Source organism: Brevibacterium album DSM 18261, assembly GCF_000426445.1.
GTDB classification, from domain to species: Bacteria; Actinomycetota; Actinomycetes; order Actinomycetales; family Brevibacteriaceae; genus Brevibacterium; species Brevibacterium album.
In genome coordinates, this window is sequence record NZ_AUFJ01000012.1 from 193,667 (window position 1) to 208,554 (window position 14,888).

Annotated in this window: 11 protein-coding genes and 1 pseudogene; 3 read left to right on the forward strand and 9 right to left on the reverse strand. The window is 68.9% G+C overall.

Features of this window, described 5'->3' with window-relative positions; translation table 11 throughout:
• Window positions 1–30: 30 nt before the first annotated feature.
• The 7 genes and pseudogenes from K318_RS25585 to K318_RS0109815 all read right to left on the reverse strand — a co-directional run.
• Window positions 31–267 (reverse strand): annotated as a pseudogene (locus K318_RS25585) (IS110 family transposase); the annotation flags it as partial.
• Window positions 268–437: 170 nt separating this feature from the next.
• Window positions 438–2,060 carry an amidohydrolase gene (locus K318_RS0109790; protein ID WP_035281353.1) on the reverse strand — a complete coding sequence of 541 codons (1,623 nt, stop codon included), beginning with the start codon at window positions 2,058–2,060 and terminating at the stop codon, window positions 438–440.
• Between the two features lie 205 nt (window positions 2,061–2,265).
• Window positions 2,266–3,735, reverse strand: coding sequence for a sodium:solute symporter family protein (locus K318_RS0109795; RefSeq protein WP_029089359.1), 1,470 nt, complete (start codon window positions 3,733–3,735; stop codon window positions 2,266–2,268).
• A complete protein-coding gene (locus tag K318_RS20825) occupies window positions 3,732–4,013 on the reverse strand; it encodes a hypothetical protein (RefSeq protein WP_156913905.1) in 282 nt (93 codons plus the stop codon). Before K318_RS20825 ends, K318_RS0109795 begins: the two co-directional genes overlap by 4 nt.
• On the reverse strand, window positions 4,010–5,530 hold the full coding sequence (locus K318_RS0109805) for an amidase (RefSeq protein ID WP_245579841.1): 1,521 nt from the start codon (window positions 5,528–5,530) through the stop codon (window positions 4,010–4,012). Before K318_RS0109805 ends, K318_RS20825 begins: the two co-directional genes overlap by 4 nt.
• Window positions 5,531–5,580: 50 nt before the next feature.
• Window positions 5,581–6,864 carry a M20 family metallo-hydrolase gene (locus K318_RS0109810; protein ID WP_084499968.1) on the reverse strand — a complete coding sequence of 428 codons (1,284 nt, stop codon included), beginning with the start codon at window positions 6,862–6,864 and terminating at the stop codon, window positions 5,581–5,583.
• Window positions 6,865–7,122: 258 nt separating this feature from the next.
• A complete protein-coding gene (locus K318_RS0109815; RefSeq protein ID WP_029089362.1) occupies window positions 7,123–8,016 on the reverse strand; it encodes a LysR family transcriptional regulator in 894 nt (297 codons plus the stop codon).
• 183 nt (window positions 8,017–8,199) lie between these two features.
• Here K318_RS0109815 and K318_RS0109820 point away from each other — a divergent pair, with 183 nt between their 5' ends.
• Entirely contained in the window at window positions 8,200–9,528 is a 1,329-nt protein-coding gene (locus K318_RS0109820) for a cytochrome P450 (RefSeq protein ID WP_051297799.1), read from the forward strand.
• Between the two features lie 93 nt (window positions 9,529–9,621).
• On the opposite strand, the gene K318_RS0109825 is transcribed toward K318_RS0109820, so the two are convergent.
• Window positions 9,622–10,773 (reverse strand): PDR/VanB family oxidoreductase, encoded by a 1,152-nt coding sequence (locus K318_RS0109825; protein WP_051297800.1) that lies wholly within the window; start codon window positions 10,771–10,773, stop codon window positions 9,622–9,624.
• A gap of 148 nt (window positions 10,774–10,921) precedes the next feature.
• Here K318_RS0109825 and K318_RS0109830 point away from each other — a divergent pair, with 148 nt between their 5' ends.
• Window positions 10,922–12,382, forward strand: a complete 1,461-nt coding sequence (locus K318_RS0109830) for a sodium:solute symporter family protein (protein ID WP_029089365.1) — start codon at window positions 10,922–10,924, stop codon at window positions 12,380–12,382.
• A 121-nt stretch (window positions 12,383–12,503) separates the two neighbouring features.
• Here K318_RS0109830 and K318_RS20830 read toward each other — a convergent pair whose 3' ends face one another.
• Complete coding sequence (locus tag K318_RS20830) at window positions 12,504–13,418, reverse strand: LysR family transcriptional regulator (RefSeq protein ID WP_035281355.1); 915 nt, start codon at window positions 13,416–13,418, stop codon at window positions 12,504–12,506.
• Between the two features lie 157 nt (window positions 13,419–13,575).
• Between K318_RS20830 and K318_RS0109840 the strand changes: the two genes are divergently transcribed.
• On the forward strand, window positions 13,576–14,868 hold the full coding sequence (locus K318_RS0109840) for an aromatic ring-hydroxylating oxygenase subunit alpha (protein WP_084499972.1): 1,293 nt from the start codon (window positions 13,576–13,578) through the stop codon (window positions 14,866–14,868).
• Window positions 14,869–14,888 lie beyond the last annotated feature (20 nt).

The following is a 14,888-nucleotide window of genomic DNA, read 5'->3' on the forward strand; positions in this document are numbered from 1 at the left end:
TCACGATGGGGGGTGTCCCTATGGTTGTTGTCAAGCAACCGCGGGGACGCGGGGCTCATAGAGAGTCCCCTTCTTGATCATCGCGTACATGACGTTCAGGCGGCGACGAGCTAAGCACATGACCGCAGCGTTGTGACGCTTCTCCTCATCACGTTTCCGCTCGTAGTGCGCCTGCGATAGCGGGTCGTGACATGACGCGACCCACGCGGACCGGAACAACGCGTTCTTCAATCGCTTGTTCCCTGCCCTCGCGGGGAACTCACCCCTGCATCAGCCCCTCAGGACGAAGATGTCATGTGCTCATCGCCAACCTATCGCAGGTTCACGGCTCGGCTGTTCCTGCCTCGCGCAAGTGCCTGATGAGACGTTCCGCGTCGGCGTCCATTCTGTCAGCCGAACCGTTTGCCTCAGACTCCGTTCGCTGTGCGGAAAGGCCCTCACCCCTCCCACACCACCTCCCCGCCCACCATCGTCATCGCCACGCCGACCTCAGGAATCTCCTCCACGTCCGCAGACATCAGCGAACGGTCCAGCACCACCAGATCCGCGAACTTTCCCACTTCGACGGAGCCCTTCACCTCGTCCTCGTGCGAGGCCCTGGCGCCGTTGAGCGTGTACATCCGCACCGCATCCATGAGTCCCACGCGCTGGCGCGCACCCACCTCGGCACCGCTCCGAGACCGGCGGGTGAGCGCCGCGTGGATTCCCCGCAGCGGTGAGACCTCCGTGACCGGCGCATCCGAGCCGATCGCCACTGGCACCCCCGCTCGCACATAGTCCGCCAGCGGATACATGTGCTCCACCCGCTCGCCGTAGTTCCTGATGTAGCTGTCGCCGTACTCGTAGTGGAACGCCGGATTCGCCGTCGGCACCACACCGAGCTCCGCCATGCGCGCCACCAGATCGGGCGCGGCCAGCCCACCATGCTCCACACGGTGTCTCGCATTCGCACGCGGATGCTCCCGCTGCGCCCTCTCGATCGTGTTCAGCAGCATCTCGATCGCCGCGTCCCCCTGCGCATGCGAGGTCAGCTGCCAGCCCTGTGCATGCGCCTCGACGAACACCTCGTCCAGCTCCTCCTGGCTGAGGTAGCTCACCCCGCACGTGCTCGGATCGCTCGTGTACGGCTCCCGCGTCCACACCGTCGGCCCGCTGCTCGACCCGTCCAGGAACAGCTTGAGCGGCCCGATCCGGAACCGATGATCACCCAGCCCCGAGAAGATCCCCACCCGCATCGTGTCCCGGACGATGCCCAGCGAATCGCCGAGGCCGCCCACCACCGCATAGATCCGCTGTTTCACGAGCCCGGCGGCCACCGCCCGCTGCAGCCCGCGCAGATGGCTGAACCCCTGGCCCGTCGCGTCGTGGATCGAGGTGACCCCGTGCCCGGCGAACAGCTCCGAACCGGCCTCGTTGCTCGTGTCCAGTTCGGCATCGCTGAGCGCGGCAGTGGAGAACATGCGCATGTGCGCGCTCTCGATGAGCACTCCATCCGGTTCACCAGAGTCGTCGCGGGAGATCCGCCCGCCCACCGGATCGGGCGTGGCCGCATCTATCCCCGCAAGTTCCAGCGCCCGCGAGTTCACCGCCGAGATGTGCCCGCACGCCCGCACGACGATGAGCGGGTGCTCGGTGGTCACACCGTCGAGTTCCGCCCGCGTGGGGTAGCGACCCTCCGCAATGACCGTGTCGTTGAACCCCCACGCCCGCACCCACGTCCCGGCAGGCAAGGAGCCAGCCTTGGTCCGCAGCTGCTCCAGCAGATCTGCGACCGAACGCACCGACGGATCCTTGCATGACACAGAGGTGAGATTCGATCCCACCATCGTGAGGTGGGCGTGCGCATCGACGAACCCGGGCATGAGCGTCCGCCCGCTCAGCTCCACCCGCCTGGTCTCCGGGCTGGCCAGCGCCTCGATCTCCGCCGAGGTGCCCACCGCCTCGATCAGCCCGCTCCTGACGGAGACGGCCTCGGCGACGGAATCGCGGGCATCGACGGTGAGCACCTCGCCGCCGGTGAAGATCGTGTGCCGGTCCTGAGTGTGCTGCTGGGCGGTCATGCGATTCCTCTCCGCGACCGGTACCGCATATCTCCAGTGCTGTATATGTCGGGTGCCGTGTGTCGCCGAGGCCGTGGCGGGGGCCTCGAGCTCTCTCTCCTTGGCGGGCACCGCCGGCTCTCTCCTTGGCCGGAGCGGCGCCTCGGGACCTGTCTCAGCCCGTTCCTCGGGCTCGGTCTCAGCTCACGCTTCGCACTCTCCCGGCTCACGCTTCGGCGGCTACCTGCTTCCGCTCGAAGTACCGCGCCAGCGCCCGGTCCGAGCTCGGCCTGGTGAGCAGGGACACGATGACGAACAGCGGGATGTTCACCATGAGCCCCCAGATGCCGGCGTGGATGCCCAGCGGATGGACGATGAAGAACGAGAACAGCACTGTGACCAGGAGTCCCGCGGCCATACCGGTCAGCGCTCCCCATTTGGTGGCCCGGGGCCAGAAGAAGATGCCGAGCATGGTAGGCATCGCCTGCCCCGAGAACCCATACCCGATCAGCAGGATGTAGACCAGGCTTGCCGGCTCCGCGATGGAGATGGGTGCGATGATGAGCGCCATGATCGGGAAGATGAGCCAGCGCGTGAGCTTCCCGGTCCTCTCCTCGCTGAGCTTGAACAGCGGCTGGATGATGTCCTTGCTGTAGGTGAGCGCGGTCGCGTGGATCTGCGGTTCGCTCGACGACATCGAGGCCGCCAGCGTGCCGGCACCCAGCAGACCGGCGAGCAGCACCGGCATGTTGTCCACCGCCATCTGGATGGCCACCTGGTCCGGATTCCCTATCTCCGGGTACTCGAAGATGCCGATGAAGCCCACGACGATCATGGGGATCAGCATGATGTAGTAGAGCGGAATGAAGGTCGTCGCCTTGCGCAGCCCGGTAGGGGAGGCGGCACCCATCCAGGAGATCCAGTGCGCCTGCCAGATGGAGAAGAAGGAGATGAGGATCGATGTGGTCCAGAAGGCGTAGTTCATATCGCCCAGTGCCCCAGGCAACGTGAGGAACTGCGGCATGTCCTCCTGCAGGCGTTCGAAGATGGGCCGGGCGGAGAACCCGCCCGTATAGTGGTTGATCGCCCACAGCCCCACCAGCCACGCCGTGACGAACATCAGCACGCCCTGCAGCGCATTCGTCATTCCGATGGCTCGCAGCCCGCTGCGGTAGAGGTAGATCGAGATGACGCCGAGGACCAGGATGACTCCCATCCAGGTGGGGATGAGGCCGAAACTCATGACATTGAGAATGTAGGCTGAGCCGATCGTCTGTAGCACCGCATAGGCCAGACCTGCGATGGAGACGCCAGCTGCGGCGATACCGCCGAGCACCGGAGATTCGTACCTGTCCGTAATGGTCGAAGCTTGCGTCACATGGCCGTACTTGCGGCCGAAGTGCCAGACCTTGGGGCCGAGGTACCAGGCCAGGAACGCCATGAAGGAGACGTAGACGACCACGTACATGACCGGAACCCCACGGGAGAACGCCCAGCCGGGAGAGCCCATGAAGGTGTACGCGCTGACCGCGCCGGCACCGATGAGGAGGTACGTGACGAACGGGTTGAGACTGCGGTCGCCCACGCCCCAGGCCCGGACCGTGGACATGTTGTGTCCGCGCCCGGCGCGCACGCCGATGATGACGGCGGCGACGAGATACGCGGCCGTGATCGCGAAGGGGATGTACTGGGTCATGACGCCTCCGCTCCCTGTGTGTCGCCGCCCGCGTGAACCGCGGGCACTTCATCCGTGCCATGGACTCCGAGCGCATTGACAAGGAGCATGGCACCTGTCGTCAGTCCGATGACCACGATCGACCAGGTCATGAGCAAAGGCATCCCGAGGAAGAGTTCGGTGCTGTTGAAGAGGGCAACGACCGGCCACAGGCCGAGCAACAGAGTCGCCACCACGATTGCGAGGGCCAGGAAGTGCCTGGCGGTCCGGGGTCGCCGCGAGCGGAACTGCATGGTCATCTCCCTGAGGTGTGGAGGTGCGCGGGCGCGGTCTTGGGCCAGGGCAGCAGCTGCTCGACGGCCGCTCCCACCCTGAATGCGCTCACCTCGTCATAGGGGTGCCCCACGATCTGCACCCCGGTGGGCAGCCCGGCTCCGGTGAAGCCGGAGGGCACGGCGAGCACCGGCACTCGGTTGGCGATGTTGAAGGGCACGGTCATGTGTGACTGCCAGTATTCCGGCCGCGAGACTTCGCCGTTCCCGCCGGTGTAGCGGATTCCGTCGAGGTACTCCTCGTCCGCGCGCAGCCCGGGCACGGCCGAGGTGGGGCAGAGGAGCACATCGAACCCCTTCATCGCCTGGGCCAGCTCCGCCTGGATCTGCGCCTCCAGCGCGAGGCCCTCGTGGAAGCTGCGCAGTTCTGCGGCTGCCGTCGTCTTCTCCATGAAATACCGGGTGTAGGCGGAGAGGGCTTCTTCCGCACCCTCAGTCGCCTCGCGCATGGCAGCTCCCAGGTTGTGGCCGAGGTGCGTCGCGGCGGCCGCCCACAGCCTCTCGACTGTCCACGGCAGCTCCACCTCCTCGACGATCGCCCCGGCCTCCTGCAGAGCAGTGGCCACTCGGGCGGTGTTGGCGCGGGTGTCCGCCGTGGGATCGAAGTCGCCCAGTGTCATGCACAGGGCCACCCGGGTGCCCGCGAGGGATTCCACCGGCGTCGAGGCCGCCTGCAGGATGCCGGCGGAGTCCGGTGCCGGGACCGTTGAGTGGTCCCCGGGATGCGGTCCTGCGAGGACTGTGGTCAGCAGCGCGGCATCGGCCACCGAGCGCGCCAGCGGGCCGTCGCCCCGGTACCAGTCCAGGGACAGCGGAGGTGCTCCGGGGACCCTGCCGTAGGGTGCCTTGAAACCCACGGTGCCGGTGAACGCGGCGGGCAGGCGTGTGGAGCCCGCGATGTCCGAGGCGGTCGCCAGTGGAGCGTAGCCTGCCGCCAGGGCTGCCCCGGATCCCCCGGAGGAGCCGCCCGGTGAGTGCTCCAGGTCCCAGGGGTTCCTCGTCACGCCCCACAGCTGACTGCGGGTGAACGAGGCACAGCTGTACTCAGGTGTCGTCGTCCGTATGTGGATGTGGCCTCCGGCCGACCTGATCCGTGCGATCACCACGGAATCGGCGTCTGCGAGAGTGTCCCGCTCACTAAGCAGGCCCTGCGTCAGAGTCCGGCCGGCGATCGCGTGCTTCTCCTTGGCCGCCACCGGCAGCCCGAGCAGGGGGCGGGACCGAGTGGCAGTTTTCGCGTCCGCGCCGCAGCTGCGCGCGGCCGTGAGGTACTCGTCCTCGGCACGACGCGCGTGACTCCAGGCGTCGTCGAGGATCTCGGTCACAGCGTTGACCTTCTCCTCACTCTCCTCGATCCTGTCTCGCAGTGCCTCGAGGTACTCCACCGGTGAGAGGTCCAGGGTGCGGAAGGCCTCAAGCACCTGTGCGGCGTTCCAGGCATGCAGGTCATCGGAATCCGACGCGGCTGTGTTCATCTCATTCATCGGGTCTGCTCCTTGTTGTGTCGTCGTTGTGTCGTCGCTGTGCCGGCCCCTCAGGACTTCCCGGCCCAGGGCGCTTCGGGCGGCAGCTCCCCGCTCACCAGCTCGCCGGTCACGGAGGTGAGCACCGCAACCCCCCTGACCATGTCTTCGTCCGTCGTGAACTCGCGCTCGCAGTGGGAGACGCCGTCCACACTGGGGACGAAGAGCATGACGGAGGGGACCACGGTGTTCATCGCCACGGAATCGTGGCCGGCCATCGTCTCGATGCGACGGCTGCTGAGGCCCTCGTTCGCCGCCGCCTTCTCCGCGAGCTCTACGCCATCGGTGGGGAAGTACCGCTTCTCGCGGATGTCGAAATCGCTCACGTCGATCGTGATGTCGTGCTCGCGTGCGATCTCCTCGATCTCGCGCAGCAGGATCGCCCGCGCCTCGCGCACGATCTCCGGTGAGGACGAGCGCAGGTCCGCGATCATGTGCACCCGGCGCGGGACCACGATGGGCGAGTTCGGCTCCACCACGTGCTGACCCACCGAGGAGACCATCGCCTCCTCCTCGAAGCTCTCGGTCACCGCGTGCACCCGCAGCACCACCTTCGCCGCTGCGACGAGCGCATCGTGCCTGTCGGCCATCGCGGTGGCCCCGGTGTGCGACTGCTCGCCCAGCACGTCGATGTCGAGCTTCTGCGTGTACCAGCTGGACTCGACCACGCCGATGTCCCGGGCCTCGCGCTCGAGGATGCGGCCCTGCTCGATGTGGATCTCCGCATAGCCGGCGGCCTCGGGCGGCGCATCGGTGCCGAGCTGGCCGATCGCGGTGAGCGCCTCGGCGACGCTGATGCCGTCGAGATCCCTGGCTCGCAGCATCTCCTCGCGGTCGAACAGCCCGGCGTAGACGGAGCTGCCCATGATGGACGGGGCGAAGCGGCCGCCCTCCTCGTTGAACCAGTTGACGACGGCGAGGTTGTACGCGGGCTTTCGCGCTCCCTCCGCGACCGCCTGCCGGACGCGCTGGGCGGCGTGGAGCGCTGCGATCACACCGTAGGCGCCGTCGAACCGGCCGCCCAGCGGCTGCGAGTCCAGATGCGATCCCACCAGGACGTACGGTGCGTTCGGCACGAACTCGGTGCACGCGTACTGGTTGCCGATCCCGTCGACGCGGACCTCCCAGCCGCGCGTGCGCGCCCAGCCGGTGAACCACTTCCGGGACTGCGCGTCCTCGGGGGTGGCCGCCTGCCGGTCCACTCCGCCCGCGTCCGTGGCTCCGATCGTCGCGACCTCGTGGAAGTCCTCCAGGAACGCCTGGTCCGTGGAGGGGATGGACTCGATGTCTGACACTGTGCCTGCACCTTCCTGCCGGGCTCGCTGTGATGAGGAGCCGCTGCGCTGTCGGAGTCGCCGTGTTGCGCAATCGCCTCGCTGCGATCCCGGCGCTGTTGCTGCGCTCGCAGCAGATCAGCGTTCCTTCTGCAGATCAGCCTCTGTCGGGAATGTCACATCAGTCAAACGGATTGTTTTTGGAAGACTCATCGACTCAGTCGATGAGAGTGTGCAGGGGAACTTGTTGGAAGATCAGGCGCATACTGGCCCACGCTCTCACCCGAACATCTCGTGGCACAGGTCGCGGAACGCGCGGGCCCGGCGGTTGAGGGCGGTGCTACGCGGCCAGGCCACTGCGAAGTCGATGGGCGGGAGATCGTCGAGCAGCGCCACGGTGGCGACGCGTGTGCCCGCGTATGTCATCGCGGTGATGCGCTGGTTGAGGATCGTATAGCCGTGTCCCTGGGCGACGAAGGCGCGGACGGTCTCGTAGCCCTCGAAGACGTGCTGGGTGCGCGGAGTCACGCCCACGAGGCGGAAGAGCTGCTCGTAGTACTGCCGCGAATGGGGCATGCCGAGCTCGATGTACGGCTCATCCGCGAAATCGTGCAGGCGCGCGCTCCCGCCGGCGCGTGGATGGTCCTCTGCGACGAGGACGTGCGGCGGCACGGAGCTGAAGACGGACCGCGCGAATGTGCCGTCCAGCCCCAGCGTGTACATGAGCGCGGCATCGCACTCACCTGCTGCAAGGGCGGTCCGCAGACCGCTGAGGTCCGCCTCGAGGTATGTAAGCTCCACGCCGGGGTGCCGCCGTATGAACTCCTGGTGCAACGCGGGCAGGAAAGTGGGTGCCGTGGGTGCGAAGACCCCCATCCGGAGCCGGCCGGAGAGCGAGTGCGTGAGCCCGTGCGCGAGCTCCGTGAGGGCCTCGGCGCTCTCCAGGAACTCGTCCGCCTCCGCGGCCAGCCGCCTGCCTGCGGCCGAGAGCACGATGGACCTGTTGGGCTGCCGGATGAAGAGGTCCACGCCCAGCGCGCGCTCGAGCTGGGCCATCGCGGTGGAGACCGCGGACTGGGAGACGCTGAGCTCGGCGGCAGCGGCGGTCATGTTCTCGCAGCGCGCGACGGCCTGGAAGTAGCGCAGCTGCACGAGCGTGAAGTCCGGGGACATGCAGTCATCGTCGCACGCCGCCGAGGCCGCCTGCCCTGACGCCGCCTGTGACCCGGACGCCCGTGAGACCCGCCTCGCGGATCTGCGGCCTGCGGCATAGATTGGTCGTCACAGTCGGCCCCGGCGGCAAGGTAGTCAAGCCCGGCGGCGCGGTAGGGAAGACGGCGAGGAAGCGGGACAGGGATGGCAGACGGAACCTCCACGATCTCCGGCACATGCCCGGTGCTGCAGGACGACCCCTATGCGCCCGAGGTGCTCGCCGACCCCTACCCCTTCCTCGCCCGCCTGCGCGAGGCGGGTCCGGCAGTGTGGCTGGAGAAGCATGGGGTGCACGCCTTCGGCCGCGATGCCGAGGTCCGTGCGATCCTCGACGACTGGCAGACCTTCATCAGCGGCGCCGGCGTGGGCCCGGTGGACTTCGCGAAGGACGCGCCCACGTGGTGGCGCCCCGGCATCCTCGAGGTGGACCCGCCCATCCACACGCGCATGCGCTCGGCGATGTCCGCAGTCATCTCCCCGGCCCGCCTCCGGCCGCTGCGCCAGGGCTTCGAGGACTATGCGCGCGAGCTCTTCGACGAGGTGCTGGGGGCGGAGGGCGCCGTGGGCGGTGCGGCGGCCTCGGGCACGGATGCCGGCACGCGCCAGACTGCCCCCGGCACCCCTGCCCCCGGCGCCCCCGGCGTCCCCACCGCCGGCTCCCGCACCGTCGACCTCGACGCCTTCGAGCTCGCCAAGCGCTTCACTCTGCGGGTCTTCGGCGACGCGGTGGGTGTGCCGCGTGAGGGCCGCGATCCCTACCTCGTCCTGCAGGGCGCCATGAACTTCTCCCGCTTCGGACCGATGAACGAGGTGGCGCAGCACCACATGGACGCCGCTGACGGGGTCATGGAATGGGTGATGAACGCCTGTGAGCGGTCGAATCTGGCCCCCGGCGGCCTCGGCTCCCTGATCTGGGACCATGCGGACTCCGGCGACATCCTCCCCGAGGAGGCCACCCTCCTGGTCCGTGCCATGCTCTCCGCCGGCCTCGACACCACCATCCTCGCGATCGCGAACACCCTCGTCGCGCTCTCGCAGGAGCCGGAGCAGTACGCCCGCCTCCGCCGCGATCCCAGTCTCGTGAAGTACGCCATCGACGAGGCCTTCCGCGTCGAGGCGCCCTTCCAGTCGTTCTTCCGCAAGACCTCGCGCGAGGTGGAGATCGGCGGCATCACGCTGCCCGAGGGCGTCAAGCTCATCGTCTTCCCCGGCGCCGCCAACCGGGATCCCGAGAAGTGGGGGCCGGATGCGGACCGGTTCGACCTCGACCGCGACGCCTCCGGCCACCTCACCTTCGGCCTCGGCATCCACATGTGCGTGGGCCAGCCCATCAGCCGCATGGAGATGGACGCCTTCTTCGCGGAGTTCGTCCGCCGTGTGAGCGCCTTCGAGCCCACCGCCCCGCCCACGCCGTACATCCACACGACGCTGCGGTCCTTCGAGCAGGTGCCGCTGCGGGTGACCGTGGGGTGACAGCGCCCGAGGCGGTCGTCGCCGTCCGTACGCCCGTGGCCTGGCAGCGCTCGCTCCGGTGCCCGTCGAGGCCGGGCAGGCAGCGCCGCTGCGCTACCGCTTCACGTCGAGCGTGATGCGCTCGCCCGCCGCCCGCGAGACGCAGACCATCATGGAGGACTGCTCCGCCTGCTCCTCGGGGGAGAGCACCGCATCGCGATGGTCCGCCTCGCCGCAGAGGATCCGGGTCTCGCACGTGCCGCAGGTGCCGCGCCGACAGCTCGACAGCGAGCGGATGCCTGCCCGGGAGAACGCCTCCAGGATCGATTCGTCCCGCCCGACCGCCACCTCGCCGCCGTCGGCCAGTTCGACGGTGAACGGCGGGCCCACCGTCGTGGGGGCGCCTGCGCCGGCAGAGCCCGCGCCCGAGGCCGCCTCGGCCGCGGCCGGGTCGAAGACCTCCCGCTCCACCCGGTTGGGCAGGGCCTCGAGCCCTGCTGCCACTGCGTCCATGAGCGCCGTGGGGCCGCACGTGTAGACGACGGCGGTGGGGTGCTCGCGCAGCCACTGGCCCGCCACCGCGGCGAGGTCCGGCCGGCCGCCGCGCTCGGCCGTCGCCCACACCTCCACTCGCTCGATGCCGAACTCCGCCTCCAGCTCGCGGGTGAAGGCCATGGAAGCCCCCGAGCGCCCGATGTAGAGCAGCCGCCAGTCCAGCCCCAGGCCGTCCGCGAACGTGAGCATGGACCGCAGCGGGGTGATGCCCACACCGCCCGCGATGAACAGCGCCGGCAGTGCTGCGCGGAAGCGGAACGAGGCCCGCGGGGCGCGTACGAAGAGCTCATCGCCGGCCCGGACCTGGGAGTGGATCCACTCCGAGCCGCCGTCCCCGTCCTCGTGGCGCAGCACCGCGATCTGCCACGGCGTCGCGCCCGTGGGGTCCGAGCACAGCGAATAGTGGCGGATGAGCGGTTCGGCTGCACCGGTCTCGGGTGTGGCGGGTGCGCCGTAACCAGAGGCGGAATCAGGGCCGGAGTCGGGGCCGGCCTCGGGTGCGGCGGAGGGCGCTGCAGTGGGGGAGGGCGCCGGTACCGCGACCTCGAGGTGCGCGCCCGGGGCGAACGGCTGCCTGCTGTCGAGGGTGAGGGCGAGCACGGCCTCGGCGACGGGCTCCGCCTCCATGACCCGCACGGGGCGGAACCCCGCCCGCTCGAGGAGGTCTCTGTCGAGAGCCTCGGGGACGCGTGCGGGCGAGTGGGTGTCCATCGCTCCATGACAGCACGACGGCAGGCCCGCCGCGAGGCCGATCCTGCATCGCGAGAACGATTGTTGGAGACGGACCCCCTCACCTGCAAGAGTGACGTGCGGCACTCTCGTTCCGGTTCTGTCCCGGCCCTGTCCCAGGAGACACCTCATGCTGCACGTGTGGCTCATCGGCGGTCTCGCCGTGTACTTCCTCGCGCTCCTCGCGCTCTCCTTCGTGCGGCAGCGCACCAAATCCGGCGAGGACTTCTTCCTCGCAGGCCGGAGGACGCCGGCGTGGATGCTCGGCTTCGCGTTCATCGCGACGTGGTACGGCGGCAACTCCGCTCTCATCAGCGTGGACGAAGCCTATGCGGACGGCATGTCCTCCTGGTGGATCCTGGGCGGCCCCACCGTCATCGCGGTCCTCGCCCTCATCGCCTTCGCGCCCCTCATCCGCCGGACCGGGGCCATGAGCCAGAACGGCATCCTCGCCAGCCGGTACAACGCCGCGACCGGCAATCTGCTCTCCGTCGTCCTCACCCTCTACCTCGTGATGTGGGGCGCGTCCCAGATGGTGGCGATCGGTCACTTCTTCGAGTCGTTCTTCGACATCTCCTACTTCACCGCCATCCTCATCGCCGTAGCGGTGTGCGTGGTGTATGCGCTGGTGGGCGGCTTTCGCGCGGTCGTCTACACAGAGGTCTTCCAGTTCCTGCTGCTCCTCGCCGGGCTCATCGTCACCATGTGCGTGGCGCTCACCCTGTCCGGCGGCTGGGACAACGTCTCCGCGATCGCGGCGGAGACCCGCGAGCCCGGCTACTTCAACCTGTTCCACGGCATCCAGCTCAACCTCTCGTTCATCATCTCCTTCGGTCTGGCGTTCATGATCGACGGCGCGGCGTGGCAGCGCATCCAGGCCGCACCCACGCCCAAGGCCGCGCGCTGGACGGCGGTGACCGCGCTCGTCGGCTTCGTGCCCCTGTACTTCTTCGTCGTCATCACGGGGATCGCGGCGCTGGGCGTGTTCGGCGAGGTCCCCGCGGGCGGGATCGTGTCCACGCTCGCGGCCGATCACATGCCGCCGTGGCTCACCACCCTGGTCTTCGTGGGCATCGCGGCGGCGATCATGTCGACCATCTGCACCACCTTCAACGTCGCGAGCCTCTACATCACCGAGCTCACCGTGAAGTATGCGCTCAAGGACGCCACCCAGAAGCAGACGGTGCGCACCGGGCGGGTGGCGACGGTCGCGGCCGCGGTCCTCGGGATGGTCGTCGCGGTGCAGCTGCCCAGCGCGCTGGAGGTGCTCGGGCTGGCCTCCGAGCTCATCACCGCCGGCCTGTTCTGGCCCATGGTGTTCGGGTTCTTCTGGAAGCGCGGGAACACCCCGGGCGCGATCGCCTCGATCCTCGCCGGCGGCACTTTCATCCTCTACGGGTTCGCGATCGAGTTCGGCGCACCGCTGCCGCACTTCTGGACCGACGGTCCCGCGCGCATCCTCACGGGCCTGGCGCTGAGCCTCGTCGCCTATCTGGTCGTCAGCCTTGCGACGAAGCCGGAGACGGAGAAGGCGGGGGCGTTCATCGCCGCCGCGAGGGGGAAGGGCGGCACCGCGGCCGCGGAACGCTGAGGCAGGCGACTGCCGAGGCGTATTGACGCCGAGGCGTGTTGAGGCAGGCGACTGCCGAGGCCGCGGCGTGTTGGGTCCCGGGGCCGAGACCCGGTCTCCCAGAGCTCGGTGTCTCTGACGCTCAGCAGGCTGTGAACCGCTCCGCGGCCTCCTCCAGCGCCCGCAGCGCCGCCGCGACCAGCGGATGGCGCTCGCTGCCCCGCCGGATGCCGGTGAGGATGCGGCGGGAGGGGACGGGATCGCCCCGCAGCGGTACGCGGACCACGCGATAGCCCGAGGGCAGGCGGGCCATCCTCGGCACCAGCGACACGCCCAGGCCGGCGTCCACGAGGGCCGCTCCTGTCTCCCATTCGTGGGACCGGTGCGCCACTTCGGGTCGGAACCCGGCGGCGGAACAGGCCATCATGAGCAGCTGGTGGTAGGGGCTGCCGGGGCGGTCTGCGATCCAGTCCTCATCGGCGGCCTCGAGGAGCGCGACCTCCTTGCGGACCGCGAGCGGGTGCTCTTCGTGCACGAGGAGGTCGAGCGGATCCGTGAGCAGATCCCTCTGCGCGAACCGGGGATCGCTGCGCGGCGGCAGAGGGTCGGTCGCGACCACCACGGCCACGTCCGCCCGCTCCGCGAGCAGCAGCTCGAAGCACTCCTCGGGATCGGCTTCGATGATGCCGATCCTGCCGGTGGGGAACTGTGCGCGCACGGCCTCGGCGGCGGCCGGCAGCAGCGAGCCGGCGGCGGTCGAGAACCCGCACATGCGCAGTGCTCCGCCGTGCCGGCTCTCCGCGGCCGCGAGCACCTCGCCGCGCATGGCCTCCCAGCGCTCGCTGAGCTCGTGGGCGTGCTCGAGCAGCACGCGGCCTGCGGGGGTGAGCCGCATGCCCCGCCCGTGCTGCTCCACCACCGGCACGCCGATCTCCTCCGAGAGCGTCTTGAGCTGGTGCGACACCGCCGAGGGCGTGTAGGAGAGGGCATGCGCCGTCGCGGTCACGGTGCCGGTCTCCGCCACCATCCGGAGCACGGTCAGGCGCCTGTCGATCATGAAACCATTCTGCACGTTCTCGTGGAATTTCGTTCGCTTCTCTTCACGGCTCCAGCGGCTCAGACTGGGGATACGACCGGGGACGCGGCTGTCCCCGGAGCCGCAGATCAGTGTGAGCGGACCAGCCCCCGCTGACCAGTGTGAGGAGGGAGCGACGATGACGACGATCCCGGAGACCCGGCCCACCGCATCCGGCCAGGCGATCTTCGATGCGCAGTGGAGGGAGCGGGTGACCGCCCGGCGCCCCGGCTATTCCCTCGAGGCGCCCTTCTATACGGACGAGGCGCACTTCCGGAAGGACATGGAGGCGATCTTCTCCCGGACCTGGCTCTTCGTCGCCTCCGTCGCGGAGGTCCCGGAGCCCGGCGACTACGTGACGATCGACGTGGGCAGGGACAGTGTCATCGTCATCCGCGACGATGACGAGGAGATCCGCGCCTATCACAACGTCTGCCGTCACCGCGGGGCCCGCCTGCTCATGGACTCCTCCGGCTCCGTGGGCAACATCGTGTGCGGCTACCACCAGTGGACCTACTCCCCGGACGGCGAGCTCATGCACGCGGGCCTGCAGGCTCCGGACTTCGACCGGTCGTGCTTCTCCCTGCGCTCGGTCCACACCAAGGTCATCGCGGGTCTTGTCTTCATCTGCCTCGCCGCGGATCCGCCGGAGGACATCCACGAGGTCGCCGACCGGATCAGCCCCTACATCGCCCCTCACGATCTCACCCGGACGAGGGTCGCCCACCAGGAGGACCTGGTGGAGAACGCCAACTGGAAGCTCGTGATGGAGAACAACCGCGAGTGCTACCACTGCGAGGGCGCGCACCCGGAGCTCACCGCGACCTTCTTCCCCACGTACGGCTATCCCGAGGACCAGATCCCCAAGCGGCTGCTGCCGGCCCATGCCCGGTATCTCGAGGCGGAGAAGCGCCTGACCGTGGACGCCGACCGCAACGGCCTGCGCAGCCGGCTCATCACCGAGCTCAGCGGCCGACCCACGGGCTTCCGCATCCAGCGCGAGGCGCTGGACGGTGCGGGCGAGTCCTACACGATGGACGGCGGACGCGCCTCGCGGAGGCTGCTGGGGTCCTTCGACACCCACGCGCTGGGCAGGCTGTCCCTGCACGTCCAGCCCAACACGTGGTTCCACTTCCTCAGCGACCACGTGGTGACCTTCAGCCTCGTGCCGCTGAGCGTGGACCGCACGCTCGTGCGCACCACCTGGCTGGTGCACGAGGACGCCGAGGCCGGGGTCGACTACGACCTCGACCGCCTCACCGAGGTCTGGCACAAGACCAATGCGGAGGACGCGGAGCTCTGCGAGCGCGCCCAGCTGGGCGTGAGCAGCCCGGCCTATGTCCCCGGCCCCTATGCGCCCACGGAGACCGACGTGGACGCGTTCTGCGTCTGGTACATCGAGCGGCTCCGCGAGTACGCCGGGATGGAGTGAGGGCGCCGGTGGGGCTGCGC